The organism is Cryobacterium sp. TMT1-19, from assembly GCF_004403055.1.
GTDB classification, from domain to species: domain Bacteria; phylum Actinomycetota; class Actinomycetes; order Actinomycetales; family Microbacteriaceae; genus Cryobacterium; species Cryobacterium sandaracinum.
In genome coordinates this window covers 80620-94085 of the sequence record NZ_SOHB01000005.1, presented here as the reverse complement: position 1 = coordinate 94085, position 13466 = coordinate 80620, and the positions used below count along the sequence as shown (strand labels likewise).

The following is a 13466-nucleotide window of genomic DNA, read 5'->3' as shown; positions in this document are numbered from 1 at the left end:
ATTCCTGTTCTGCCACCTGAGCGCTTAGGTTGCTTCCTGATGACGTCTAATGTGTAGTTCATGACTGATTTGATCGTCCCGGAGACTCAGCTAGCGATGACCGGAGGTCGGTTTGACGAATCGCAGGCCCGTTTAAGCGGGAGGACCAGCGTATCTGGATGGACATGCAGCCAAGGTGTCGGGTCTCGGGCCTCGGGTCTCGACAGGCTCCACCACCGGAAAGGGTGAGGGGACAGAGTCTGGACAGGCTCGAACACCGCGGCCCGGTTCGACGCACGGGTGAGGGCCGATGCTCATGTTTCACGTGAAACACTAACGGAGCGGGGCGGGTCTCGACTCACTCGACCACGGGGTGATCGATCACCGGCTGGTCAACCACCGGCTGGTCGACCACCGAGCGGTCGAGCAGCGGGGCGCTCGACACTGGGGTGGGGCTAGCTGGCTCCGAAACCGGGTTCGCCGAGAACGTCGAGGATGCGATTGAGATCACCGATCGTGGCAAAATCGACTGTGATCTGGCCTTTTCTTGCGCCTAAATGGATCTTTACGCGGGTGTCCAGTCGGTCACCGAGGCGTTCCGCGATCTCGTCGAGGTGTCCCTGACGACGTCCGCCCGTTGGCTTGACGGAATCGACACGTGGCTGCATCGCGGCCGCGGCCTCCGCTGCCCGTACGGAGAGATCCTCGTTGACGATTTTGTCGGCCAGCTTGACCATGCCCGCCGGATCCCCGACGGAGAGGATCGCTCGCGCGTGCCCGGCAGACAGAACACCGGCGGCAACGCGCATCTGCACGGCCTCGGGGAGCTTCAGCAAACGGATGGTGTTGGTGATCTGCGGCCGCGACCGACCGATCTTCTGTGCGAGCTCCTCCTGGGTGATGCCGAAATCGGCCAGCAGCTGCTGGTAGGCAGACGCCTCCTCGAGCGGGTTCAGCTGTGCGCGATGCAGGTTCTCCAGCAGCGCGTCACGCAACATGTCGACATCCGCCGTCTCACGGATGATCGCCGGAATGGTGGTCAGTCCGGCCACCTTCGTGGCGCGAAGCCGACGCTCCCCCATCACCAGTTCGTATTTGCCGGGCTGCTCCACGATGGAACGAACCACGATGGGCTGCAGCACGCCGACTTCCTGGATGCTGTGTACCAGCTCGGCCAGGTCGGACTCATCGAAGGTGCTCCGCGGCTGGACGTGGTTCGGCACGATGTCGCTGGGATTGAGGTGCGCGAGCCGCGCACCCGGAACCGGAAGAAGTCCCTCGGTCTCGTTCGGGCGCACCGCATTGGCGTAGGGGAAGAACACATCGACTGGACGCGCCTGCGTCGGGTCGTCCTGAATGGGGATGAGTGCACCGATCCCCCGGCCAAGCCCAGTCCTTTTAGCCATTAAAGTGCGACTCCTGTCTTGGGGGCGCCCCGATGGGCGATCTCTGCTGCTGCTTCGAGGTATGAGAGTGATCCGGCAGAATTGAGGTCGTAACTGATAACGCTCTGACCGTAGCTCGGCGCCTCAGAGACACGCACGGAACGCGGTATAAGGGTGTTCAGAACCTGCTTGGGGAAGTGTTCACGCACATCCTGGGCCACGTGGTTCGCCAGGTTGGTGCGGCTGTCGTACATCGTGAGCAGAATCGTGGACACCCCGAGGTCCGGGTTCAAGTGCTTCTCGATCAATTCGATATTCTTGAGCAGCTGGCTGAGACCTTCGAGCGCGTAGTACTCACACTGAATCGGGATCAGCACCTCGCGGGCCGCGACAAACGCGTTGATCGTCAAGAGTCCCAGAGACGGGGGGCAGTCGATGAAAACGTAGTCGTAGGGGTCATCCATCGTTTTCAGGTGCGATTCGAGGGCACGGTTGAGACGCTGCTCACGGGCGACCAGGGAGACGAGCTCTATTTCTGCACCCGCGAGGTGGATAGTGGCCGGCACACAGAACAGCGAGCCGAACTCCGGGCTGGTCTGAACGACCGCAGCCATTTCCTCGTCGTTGACGATGACGTCGTAGACGCTGGGGGTTTCCGCGCGATGTTCGACGCCCAAGGCGGTGGACGCGTTGCCCTGGGGGTCCAAGTCGATCACCAGAACGCGCGCGCCCTGACGGGCCAGAGCGGCCGACAAGTTGACCGCGGTCGTGGTCTTGCCGACGCCACCCTTCTGGTTCGAGATGGTGATGACGCGCGTCTTCTCCGGCCTCGGCAGCGTCTCGGAGGCAATCCGCTGTCGGCGCCGCGTCAGGTCAGAAATCTCACGCGCAAGCGGGGTCGTATCGTCAAACACCGCGGCCGCCTTGCTTGATTGCTGGTCTTCACCAGGTTGTTTCACGTGAAACCTTCGCGTTCGACGATTAATGAGCCACCCCCGCAGGGACTCCGGTTGTGCCTCAGCACTGACAAGAGCAGACACTAGGGACTAATCCACTGTAGCCCTTATGACTCGAGTCACATCCTGCAGCACGCCCTCGCCGAGGGTGATCACCTCGACATTGCTGAGCCGGAACTTACGGATGGCCTTCGCCGCGGCTTCGACCTCCGCCGCGGCGCCCGTGCCCTTCATCAGCACCAGCTCACCGCCGGGATTTAGAAGGGGGGCCGTGAGAGGGATCAGGGTGCGGAAGGCACTGACCGCACGGGCGGTCACCTGGTCAAGCCGCCCGGGCAGCCGAACGTCTTCCGCCCGAGCCCGGAGTACGGTCGCATTGGTCAGGCCGAGCGCGGCCACTTGGCCGGTCAACCATGCGACCCGGCGCTCCATGGGCTCGATGAGTACGAACGTCACATCCGGCCGGGCGATCGCCAGCACCAAGCCGGGTAACCCGGCCCCGGAACCGACATCGCCGACGAGTCCGGGTCGGAGCAGCGGCGCGACGATCGCACAGTTGAGGATATGTCGACTCCACAGCCGTGGTACTTCCACCGGGCCGATCAGGCCGAGTTCCTCGCCCTGCGCAGCCAGGCTGGCCACGAAGGCGCGGGCACCCTCGATCTGGTCACCGAAGAGATCCGCGGCAACGGCTGGCTCCGCCTCGAGAGTGTGAGTCACAATATTTCGATGTACTACGCGGCGGAGATGACCGTGTGGCGGTCCCGGCCCTCGCCCTTGGACTCAGAGACGAAACCCGCTTCCGACACCAGGTCATGCACGAGCTTGCGCTCGTAGGAGGACATCGGCGGCAGTGATGCCTCGGCGGCACCCGCTTGGATGCGTTCCACGGCGCGGGACACCAGTGAGGCTAACTCGGCCTGCCGGGCGTCGCGCGAGCCGCCGATATCCAGGATCAACCGCGAGAAAGCTCCGGTCTTGTTCTGCACGGCCAGTCGCGTCAATTCCTGCAAGGCATTGACGGTTTCCGGCTTAGATAGCAAACGCAGGTTCGCGACATCCGAGGAATTGACGGACAGGTATGCCCGCCCATTACGCGCGTCAATGTCGATGTCCCCGTCGAGGTCGCAGATATCGAGGAATTCCTCGATGTAGTCCGCGGCGATGTCCCCCTCCTGCTCGAGCTGGCCGAGCGTGGGGGAATCGTCCGCCGGTCCAGGTGCGGCGATCACGTCAGTGTTCTCAGTCACGTTGGGTCTCTTCTTATTTTTTAGGGCCGGATTGCTTTTTGGCACGATTCTTTGCGACCGGCTGCTGACGCTGAGGCTTCTTGGGCTCTTCGACCACAATCACGTCACCATCCGTGGCGATGAGTTTACCCTTTCGGGCCAGTCGCTCTTCGCGCGCCTTGGCGGCCTCACTGCCGGGCGTGGGCATATTCCGGATGACCAGGAACTGCTGGATCATTGTCCAGATGTTCGAGGTAAGCCAGTAGAACATGACGCCGAGGGGGAAGGCAACACCGGAGAAGGCAAAGACAAGGGGAAGCAGGTAGAGCATGATGCGCTGCTGCTTAAACATGGGGCTTGCCTTGGTTTCCGGCGACATATTCTTGGAGACGATCTGTAGCTGGGTGATGAACTGTGAGGCGGTCATCAGGACCACCATGATGGCCGCGATCCACATAACGACGGCATTGAAGTCCTGACCAGCGACCATTTTCGTCCACTGAGACGCGAACGAGTCATGCAGCGGCGCGTCGCCGAAGAGGGTGGCGTTTCCGAAGCTCTTCGCGAGATCGTCGTTGAGCGGGCCGACTCCAGCCTGACTACGTTGCGCGTCATTCAATACGGAGAACAGGGCGAAGAAGATCGGCATCTGCAGCAACAAAGGCAGGCAGGAGCTCAGCGGGTTGGTGCCTGTGCGCTTGTAGAGCTCCATGGTCTCGCGGGACATGGCCTCGCGCGAAAACTGGTCTTTCTTGCCCTTGTACTTGTCTTGAATCTTCTTGAGTTGCGGCGCGACCTCCAGCATCTTGCGCTGGCTCTTGATCTGCCGCACGAAGATGGGAATCAGGGCGGCCCTGACGACGATCACGAGACCGACGATCGAGAGCACCCATGTGAGGCCGTCGTCGTAGTTCATCCCCATGACGGAGAAGAGGGAGTGGAATGCGACGAGTAGAGCCTCGACGACCCATTTCAGCGGCCAGAGAATCGTACCTAGGAGGTCCATCTTTGCGTCAGCCCTTTCCGTGGCTCGCTGCGATAACAAAACCAAACGACGTCACGATGACGCGACGCTTCCGCCTGAGGGGAACGTCATCGATCCCGCCTTCGGCCCACGGATGGCATCGGCCCAGCCGCAGCGCGGCTCGGGCTGATCCCACGACGAGTCCGTATTCCTGAACGGTGCCGAGTGCATACGCCGAACAGGAGGGGTAGTACCGGCAAACATCGCCGTAGAGCGGGGAAATCACGGCTCTGTACGCACGCAGTACGAGAACCCCCGCGTTGCGTGGGAGGAGTATGAGCGTAGTCAAGAACCTGTTCACCAGTCAGCGATCCGATCGGATCGCTGCCGGGGCCTTACCGGCAACGGATGTAACCGAGATGCGCTGAAACTTCACCAGCGCCACGGACAGTTCCGCATGCAGGGTCGACCACGGCGCATCCGCTGCCGACGGCAGAGCGCGGATGACAACATCCGTGCCGGGCCGTGTGGAGAACAGCACAGCGTAGCTCGCCGCCTTCAAACGACGTCGAACTCGATTGCGCCGCACGGCGTCACCCACGTTTTTCGCCACAATGAAACCGAACCGTGCCGGAGCCTCCTCCGGATTCCGGCGCAGATACGTCACTAGGTGCGGGCCGACGATGCGCGCACCCCGGCGAACGACCGACTTGTAGTCGTCACCGGCGGTGATGCGATTGGCCCCCGCGAGCACGAGAGTGCTTAAGCGGAGAGTTCGATGCGACCCTTGCGACGGCGAGCACCCAGAATCGCGCGGCCGGCACGGGTCTTCATGCGAAGGCGGAAGCCGTGCACCTTGGCGCGACGGCGATTGTTCGGCTGGAACGTTCTCTTGCTCATTGTTCTGTCTCCACGTGTTAAATCTCCGTAGGCCAAACTGAGCGGCCGGGAAAGAGTGAGGTAGCCCTCGGGCTGGGGTCAACTGATTAAAACTACGGCTTTGGCCGGTGATGGTCAAACTCGACCTCCCGAAAACATCGGTTGTACACACAATCGCACCCATTTCGAGCATCGACACGCGCACGAAATGCGAACGAATTTGGCCGGACTGGCGGTGATTGACTACCGTGAGGACAAGTTATCCACAGGTTTTCAACAAACCCTGTGAATTGGGGCTTATTTGCCCACAGGCGGTGGATAACCTTGTGGATGCTTTAGCTGGATTATGCGTTCAGAGACGAGCCCAGTCCTCGATCTCCGTCGTTGTAGAAGGCAACAATGAGAGAAAAGCGGAGAAACCATGGCCACCGAAGAACAGCCCATCACGGAGACCTGGCGGTCTGTCCTGACCAGCCTGGAATCCGACGACAGCATCACGCCCATGCTGTACGGCTTTCTCAACCTGGTCGAACCCAAGGGTATCGCCGCCGGCACGTTCTACCTTGAGGTCCCCAACGAGTTCACGGCCAGCATGCTCAATCAGCGCATGCGAGTGCCGCTCCTGACGGCGATGGGCCACCTGGATGAGGCGTCCGCGGTGTCCACCTTCTATGTGGTCGTCAATCCCGAGCTGGAAAAGGAATCCATCCGGCCGGTGCGCGAATCGAGTTCTCCCCCCGATGTGGAAACCCCAGCCGCACCGCAATCGGTGTTCGAGAGCAGCTCGCCCGAGCGGCCCCATGACACCCGGTTGAACTCGAAGTACAGCTTCGACAACTTCGTGATCGGCCAGTCCAACCGCTTCGCACACGCCGCGGCGGTCGCGGTAGCGGAGGCGCCTGCGAAGGCCTACAACCCTCTCTTCGTCTATGGGTCGTCCGGCCTCGGCAAAACCCACCTCCTGCACGCCATCGGCCACTACGCGATGAGCCTGTACCCCGGCATCCGGGTGCGTTATGTCAGCTCCGAGGAATTCACCAACGACTTCATCAACTCGATCGCCAACAACCGTGGTTCCGCATTCCAGTCGCGTTACCGCAACATCGACATCCTGATGATCGACGACATCCAATTTCTGCAAGGCAAGGCGGAAACGCAAGAAGCCTTCTTCCACACCTTCAACACCCTGCACGATCACAACAAGCAGGTGGTCATCACGAGTGACCTCCCGCCCAAGCACCTCACCGGTTTTGAGGACCGAATGCGGTCACGCTTCGAGTGGGGCCTGATCACGGATGTCCAGGCACCCGACCTGGAAACGCGAATCGCGATCCTACGCAAGAAGGCGCAGAGCGAGAAACTACAGGTCCCGCACGATATTCTCGAGTTTATGGCCTCGAAGGTCTCCTCGAACATCCGTGAACTCGAGGGAACCCTGATCCGGGTGACGGCCTTCGCGAGCCTCAACCGCACCCCGGTCGACATGGACCTGGTGCAGACGGTGTTGAAGGACCTGATCACCCTCGATGAGGACAACGTGATCGCGCCGGTCGATATCATCACCAACACCGCCGACTACTTCAAGCTCTCCGTGGATGACCTCTACGGGTCATCCCGGTCGCAGGCGATCGCCACGGCGCGCCAGATCGCGATGTACCTGTGCCGTGAGCTGACCAACCTCTCCTTGCCCAAGATCGGCCAATTATTCGGCAACCGAGACCACACCACGGTGATGTACGCGAATAAAAAGATCAGCGAACTGATGAAGGAACGCCGGTCGATCTACAACCAGGTGACCGAGCTCACGAACCGCATCAAGCAGAACCACCGTTACAAATAGCGGTATTTCTTCAGTTTTCACACCTGTGGATAACCCTGTGGAAATTGTTTACACAACTGGGCACAACCTGTAGAAACTCAGCGCGTGGTTGTGCAAACTCCCCTCCTTGCCAAACCGGCACGACACCGAAGTGTGCTGGGCACTCACAGGCTGCCAACAAGTTACAAGTTTGTAGTTCCCAGTCGCCTAGCGGCATCCCACAAGTTATCCACAGTTTCCACACCGGTTAAGAAGATTAACAATTAACTTCTCTTTCTCTCCATCCGACAACCTTGAGTGCTCGGCGGTTGCAAAAATTTGCTCCGTGAAACACGGCTACCATTGAGGCCGTATCCAGGTCTCTAACCGAACAGGAGTGACTTCGTGAGATTTCAGGCCAACCGGGACGTCTTCAGTGAAGCCGTCTCTTTCGCTGTCAAGCTCCTTCCCCAGCGGACGACGCTGCCGATTTTGAGCGGTGTGCTGATCGAGGCGACGGCAACCGGGCTGATCCTCTCGTCGTTCGACTACGAGGTCTCCGCGCAAACCGAGATCGCCGCCGACGTCGAAGAAGTCGGCAAAGTTCTCGTCTCGGGACGACTCCTCGCCGACATCGCCAGTCGGATGCCCAACGCACCGGTGCGGTTCTCGACCAACGAATCTCGGATCACGGTCAGTTGTGGCAGTGCGAGTTTCACGTTGCTCTCCATGCCGGTTGAGGAATACCCGAGCATCCCGCAGGTCAGCGCGCAGGCCGGTCTCGTGCCCGCCGAAGAGTTCTCGGCTGCTGTCGCCCAGGTGGCGGTGGCTGCCTCCCGTGACGATGTCACCCCCGTGATCACCGGCGTACAGCTGCAAGTCACGGAAAACAGCCTCAGCCTCGTGGCCACGGACCGGTACCGTGTTGCCGTGCGCGAGATCGACTGGGATAAAGGCAGCACCACGACCACCGACACCATCACGGCCCTGGTTCCCGCCCGCACTCTGCAGGAGGTCGGCAAGACGTTCGGTCACAGCGGCACGATTTCTATCGCGATCACCCACACCGACGACCGCGAGCTCATCGCGTTCACCGCCGATAAGAAAACCGTCACCTCCCTTCTGATCAAGGGAAACTATCCACCCGTGCGGCGCCTGTTTCCCGATAACGTGGACAACTACGCGGTCATGAACACGGCGGACCTGATCGAGGCGACCCGTCGAGTGCAGCTCGTCCTCGAGCGCGAAGCAGCCCTGAGGTTCACCTTCACCGCCGACGGTCTCACCCTCGAGGCGGTCGGATCGGAGCAGGCCCAGGCATCGGAGACGATCGACGCGATCCTGTCCGGCACGGACACGGTCGTTTCGTTGAAACCTCAGTTTTTGCTGGACGGCCTGGGCGCGGTGCACTCGGAATTTGTGCGAATCTCTTTCACGAAGACCGAGAATCCCAACAAGCCGGGCCCGGTTCTGATCACCAGCCAGACCTCTCGGGATCAGCCGGGCGCCGACAGCTACAAGTACCTGCTCCAGCCCAATCTGCTGTTGCGCTAGGACAATCTCGGAAGGAACAGCCATGCACATCGGCATCATCGGCCTGGGAAAAATGGGCGCGAACATGCGCGACCGTCTGCGGGCCAATGGCGTCGAGGTCACTGGTTTCGACCGCAACCCCGAGATCTCGGACGTTGCCGGCACCGCTGAGCTGATTGCCGCGCTGCCGGCTCCGCGGCTTGTTTGGGTAATGGTCCCGGCCGGTGCCGCGACGGATGCCGTGATCGCCGAATTGGCCACTGAGCTTAGCGCCGGCGACCTCGTCATCGACGGCGGAAACTCGCGCTTCACCGATGACTTCGCCCATGCCGCTCTTCTGGCGGCATCGGGCGTGCATTACGTCGACGCCGGGGTGTCCGGGGGCGTGTGGGGGCTGACCAATGGATTCGGGCTGATGGTCGGTGGCGCCGCCGAGCAGGTCGAGCGGGCCATGCCCGTCTTCGACGCTCTGCGTCCCGAGGGCCCACGCGACGAGAGTTTCGTGCATGCCGGCGCGGTCGGCGCCGGGCATTACGCGAAGATGGTGCACAACGGAATCGAGTATGCCCTCATGCAGTCATACGCCGAGGGCTATGAACTGCTGGAGAAGCGCAGTGACCTGATCACCGACGTTCCCGGCGTGTTCAAGGCCTGGCAGCGCGGCACCGTGGTGCGGTCCTGGCTGCTTGAACTTCTCGTGCGAGCCCTGGACGACGACCCGGAACTTCAGAACATCGAGGGTTTCGTCGAGGACTCCGGTGAGGGCCGCTGGACCATCGAAGAGGCCATCAATAACGCCGTTCCCGTACCGACGATCAGCGCGGCCATCTTCGCGCGGTTCGTGTCCCGGCAGGACGACTCCCCCGCGATGAAGGCGGTCGCGGCCCTGCGCAATCAGTTCGGCGGCCACGCCGTCAAAACGGCCGACTGACCCGAGTGCGGGTCCAACATCTGTCTCTGACCGACTTTCGCAACTATGCGCAGGTCGAGGTGCCGTTCGCGCCGGGACCCAATCTGATCGTGGGCCGGAATGGGCAGGGAAAGACCAATCTCGTCGAGGCCCTGGGATTCCTCAGTACCCTCAGTTCGCACCGGGTCTCCAACACCTCCGCCATGATCAGGGCCGGTCGCGACGCCGGCATCATCCGGGCCAAGCTCGAGTTCAACGGCCGCGAGATCCTGACCGAGGTGCAGATCAACCGCTCGGGCCTGAACCGGGCCCAAGTCAACCGGTCGGTGATCAAGACTCGAGAACTCCCACGTTTTTTCTCCAGCGTGCTCTTCGCCCCTGAAGACCTGGCGCTGGTTCGGGGTGACCCGTCCGGGCGCCGGCGATTCCTCGACCAATTGCTCGTGCTGCGCACCCCCCGGCTTAGCGGGGTTCTGGCCGACTACGACCGGGTGCTGCGCCAGCGGAATACGCTGCTGAAGTCGGCGCGGGCCTCGGGCGTGCGCACCACCCAGCTTGGAACACTCGAAATCTGGGACGATCGCCTCGTTGCTCTCGGCTCCGAGATCATCGACGAGCGGGCCGAACTCGTTCGCCTGCTCGGGCCACCTCTGGGTGCTGCGTACCGGGCGGTCGCGGGGGAAGACCATGGGCCGATGTTGGTTCCATCACTCAGCATCCTGGGTGCAGACGAGGATGCAGCGATGGAGGCGATGGCCTCGACGGGCTCGGTTCCCACCGGTTCGGTTTCGTCAGCCTCGGTTTCGACAGGATCGACCACCGGGGACTCGTTTCGCATGGCACTGGCCGCCCTTCGTCGCAAGGAGCTCGACCGGGGTATGACCCTGGTCGGACCGCATCGGGACGACCTGGTCTTCGCGCTCAATGCACTGCCCGCCAAGGGCTATGCCAGCCATGGTGAGTCGTGGTCGTTCGCCCTCGCCCTGAAACTCGCCTCGGCGGAGCTGCTGCGCCGGGACTCCACGACGGGCGACCCGGTCCTGATCCTCGACGACGTCTTCGCCGAACTGGATCTGAGCCGCCGGAGACGTCTGGCCGCCGCCGTCACCGGTTTCGAACAGGTTCTGATCACCGCGGCGGTGCTCGAAGACGTGCCGGAAGAACTCACCGAGCACACCATCCACATCCATGCCGGGGCGGTCGTCGATGGCTGAGCCGAGCGAGGCCTCCCGGGTCTATCTGCGCTTCAAGGACGTATTCGGTGACCCAAACGCCAAGCGCAGCCGCGCCCGACGGCGTCCTGGAGCCGAAATCGGCTCGAGCGTTCCGTTCGGCGCGGGCCGGGATCCTCGGGGACTGAGCGATACGATCAACTCGCTCACGCTGCAGCTGGGCTGGAATTCACCGCTGGCCCAATCGGAGCTGCTTGCCTCCTGGACCCTGCTGGCCGGCGAGGAGACGTCGAAACACTCGACCCCGGTCGGAATCGACGAGGGCGTTCTGACGGTGCAGTGCGAGTCGACGGCCTGGGCGACGCAGCTGCGCATGATGCGGGTGGAGATCATGACGCATATCGCCGTGAAGTATCCGGACGCAGGCATCGAGTCGATCCGTTTTCAAGGGCCTAACGCTCCCTCCTGGAAAAAGGGTCCCAGATCAATTCCAGGGCGCGGTCCACGCGATACCTATGGGTAACTGGCCAAAACAGGTCAACCCGGTGCATTAAACGCCGCAGATGCCCGATTTGGCCCGCAGTGCTTGGCGTCTTTGGTAGGCTAAAGGGTCGCCCGCGCGACGGTCAGGAGCCCCATTACAGATGTCAGTTGACCCACAGATCGAGCCGGAGCACGGATACGGCGCAGACGATATCCAAGTTCTCGAGGGACTTGAAGCCGTTCGTAAACGACCCGGAATGTATATCGGGTCCACCGGACCTCGCGGTCTGCACCACCTCGTCTACGAGATCGTGGACAACTCCGTCGACGAGGCCCTCGCCGGTTATTGCGACACCATCGACATTAAGATCCTGGCGGATGGCGCGGTTCGCGTCGCCGACAACGGCCGCGGAATCCCGGTCGACATTCACAAGGCGGAGGGCCGCTCGACCGTCGAGGTCGTGCTCACCGTGCTGCACGCCGGAGGCAAGTTCGGCGGCGGAGGGTACGCGGTGTCAGGCGGTCTGCACGGCGTGGGCAGCTCGGTTGTCAACGCGCTGTCCAGCCGCCTCGAGGTGGAGGTACGCCGCCAGGGTCACGTCTGGCGCCAGAGCTTCCACGACGGCGTGCCCAACGCTCCCCTCACCATGGACGAGCCGTCGGATGCAACCGGCACCACCATCACGTTCTGGCCAAGTTCGAAGACCTTTGAGACCACGGACTTCGACTTCGAGACTCTGCGAGCCCGCTTCCAGCAGATGGGCTTCCTGAATAAGGGACTCAGCCTCACGCTCACCGACGAGCGGCCGCAGAACCTCGACGACGAGGGCACGCCGGTCACCAAGACCTTCCTCTACGAGAACGGCCTTGTCGACTACGTCGAATACCTCAACCGGGCCAAGAAAGCCGACCTGGTCAACGACGAGATCATCTCGTTCGAGTGGGAAGATCACGAACGCAAGATGGCGCTTGAAGTGGCCATGCAGTGGACCACCGCCTACACCGAGAGCGTGCACACCTACGCGAACACGATTAACACCCACGAGGGAGGCACCCACGAGGAGGGCTTCCGCGCCGCGCTCACCACCCTCGTCAACAAATACGCCCGGGAAAAGGGCATCCTGAAGGAAAAAGACGACAACCTCACCGGTGACGACGTGCGCGAGGGCCTGACCGCCGTGGTCTCGATCAAGCTCGCCGAACCGCAGTTCGAGGGACAGACGAAGACCAAGCTGGGCAACACCGAGGCGAAGTCCTTCGTGCAGAAGGTCGCCAACGACCAGCTATCCGACTGGTTCAACCGCAACCCCAACCCGGCGCGGGAAATCATCCGCAAGGCGCTTCAAGCGTCGAACGCACGGATGGCCGCCCGCAAAGCGCGAGAGACCGCCCGGCGCAAGGGACTCCTCGAGGGTGGCGGCATGCCCGGCAAGCTTAAGGACTGCCAGAGCAAGGACCCATCGCTTTCCGAGATCTTCATCGTGGAGGGTGACTCGGCCGGCGGATCCGCCGTGCAGGGCCGCAACCCCGAGTTCCAGGCGATTCTGCCCCTGCGGGGCAAGATCCTGAACGTGGAGAAGGCCCGGCTCGACCGTGCCCTCGGCAATGCCGAGGTTCAGGCCATGATCACGGCCTTCGGCGCCGGCATGGGCGAAGAGTTCAACCCCGACAAGGTGCGGTACCACAAGATCGTTTTGATGGCCGACGCTGATGTCGACGGCCAGCACATCACGACCCTGCTGCTCACATTGCTCTTCCGGTATATGCGGCCGCTTATCGATCTCGGATATGTCTACCTGGCCCAGCCGCCGTTGTACCGCCTCAAATGGGCGAACTCGGCACACGAGTACGTCTACTCCGACCGAGAGCGCGACGCGCTCCTCGAAGACGGAGCCGCGGCCGGCAAGCGCATTCCGAAGGACAACGGGATCCAGCGCTACAAGGGTCTGGGCGAGATGGACTACAAGGAGCTGTGGGAAACCACAATGGCACCCGAGTCCCGCACTCTGCTGCAGGTCACCCTCGACGATGCTGCCGCCGCCGACGAAATCTTCTCCACTTTGATGGGCGAGGACGTCGAGTCCCGCCGTAACTTCATCCAGAAAAACGCGAAGGACGTGCGTTTCCTTGACATCTGACCACTCCAACACCGGCGGCACCTCGGGCGAGGGCCCCGAT

General features: G+C 62.0%; 14 protein-coding genes. 6 read left to right on the top strand and 8 right to left on the bottom strand.

Features of this window, described 5'->3' with window-relative positions; translation table 11 throughout:
- Positions 1–434: 434 nt before the first annotated feature.
- The 8 genes from E3T40_RS01205 to rpmH form a co-directional block, all read right to left on the bottom strand.
- A complete protein-coding gene (locus E3T40_RS01205) occupies positions 435–1385 on the bottom strand; it encodes a ParB/RepB/Spo0J family partition protein (RefSeq protein WP_104170910.1) in 951 nt (316 codons plus the stop codon).
- The gene (locus E3T40_RS01200) at positions 1385–2278 is read right to left on the bottom strand and encodes a ParA family protein (RefSeq protein ID WP_104170911.1); all 894 of its coding nucleotides are present in this window, start codon (positions 2276–2278) and stop codon (positions 1385–1387) included. The genes E3T40_RS01205 and E3T40_RS01200 overlap by 1 nt, the downstream gene beginning before the upstream one ends.
- Positions 2279–2410: 132 nt before the next feature.
- The gene (gene rsmG, locus E3T40_RS01195; protein ID WP_104170912.1) at positions 2411–3043 is read right to left on the bottom strand and encodes a 16S rRNA (guanine(527)-N(7))-methyltransferase RsmG; all 633 of its coding nucleotides are present in this window, start codon (positions 3041–3043) and stop codon (positions 2411–2413) included.
- An 11-nt stretch (positions 3044–3054) separates the two neighbouring features.
- Positions 3055–3570 (bottom strand): R3H domain-containing nucleic acid-binding protein, encoded by a 516-nt coding sequence (locus tag E3T40_RS01190; RefSeq protein WP_104100650.1) that lies wholly within the window; start codon positions 3568–3570, stop codon positions 3055–3057.
- A gap of 13 nt (positions 3571–3583) precedes the next feature.
- Positions 3584–4555, bottom strand: coding sequence for a membrane protein insertase YidC (gene yidC / locus E3T40_RS01185; protein WP_104100649.1), 972 nt, complete (start codon positions 4553–4555; stop codon positions 3584–3586).
- 7 nt (positions 4556–4562) lie between these two features.
- Positions 4563–4874 carry a membrane protein insertion efficiency factor YidD gene (gene yidD / locus E3T40_RS01180; protein WP_104170913.1) on the bottom strand — a complete coding sequence of 104 codons (312 nt, stop codon included), beginning with the start codon at positions 4872–4874 and terminating at the stop codon, positions 4563–4565.
- A 3-nt stretch (positions 4875–4877) separates the two neighbouring features.
- Positions 4878–5267, bottom strand: a complete 390-nt coding sequence (gene rnpA / locus E3T40_RS01175) for a ribonuclease P protein component (protein ID WP_104194722.1) — start codon at positions 5265–5267, stop codon at positions 4878–4880.
- An 8-nt stretch (positions 5268–5275) separates the two neighbouring features.
- Positions 5276–5413 (bottom strand): 50S ribosomal protein L34, encoded by a 138-nt coding sequence (rpmH, locus tag E3T40_RS01170; protein WP_104100646.1) that lies wholly within the window; start codon positions 5411–5413, stop codon positions 5276–5278.
- 400 nt (positions 5414–5813) lie between these two features.
- On the opposite strand from rpmH, the gene dnaA reads away from it, so the two are divergent.
- From dnaA to gyrB, 6 genes are all read left to right on the top strand, one after another.
- Positions 5814–7232 (top strand): chromosomal replication initiator protein DnaA, encoded by a 1419-nt coding sequence (gene dnaA / locus E3T40_RS01165; protein ID WP_104170915.1) that lies wholly within the window; start codon positions 5814–5816, stop codon positions 7230–7232.
- 363 nt (positions 7233–7595) lie between these two features.
- A complete protein-coding gene (gene dnaN, locus E3T40_RS01160; protein ID WP_104170916.1) occupies positions 7596–8744 on the top strand; it encodes a DNA polymerase III subunit beta in 1149 nt (382 codons plus the stop codon).
- Positions 8745–8766: 22 nt separating this feature from the next.
- Positions 8767–9654, top strand: coding sequence for a phosphogluconate dehydrogenase (NAD(+)-dependent, decarboxylating) (gene gnd, locus E3T40_RS01155; protein WP_134542447.1), 888 nt, complete (start codon positions 8767–8769; stop codon positions 9652–9654).
- Positions 9655–9659: 5 nt separating this feature from the next.
- Positions 9660–10847, top strand: coding sequence for a DNA replication/repair protein RecF (gene recF / locus E3T40_RS01150; protein WP_134542446.1), 1188 nt, complete (start codon positions 9660–9662; stop codon positions 10845–10847).
- Positions 10840–11328 carry a DUF721 domain-containing protein gene (locus E3T40_RS01145; RefSeq protein WP_233194112.1) on the top strand — a complete coding sequence of 163 codons (489 nt, stop codon included), beginning with the start codon at positions 10840–10842 and terminating at the stop codon, positions 11326–11328. Before recF ends, E3T40_RS01145 begins: the two co-directional genes overlap by 8 nt.
- Before the next feature lie 121 nt (positions 11329–11449).
- Positions 11450–13426, top strand: a complete 1977-nt coding sequence (gyrB, locus tag E3T40_RS01140; protein ID WP_104170920.1) for a DNA topoisomerase (ATP-hydrolyzing) subunit B — start codon at positions 11450–11452, stop codon at positions 13424–13426.
- The last annotated feature ends 40 nt before the right edge of the window (positions 13427–13466 follow it).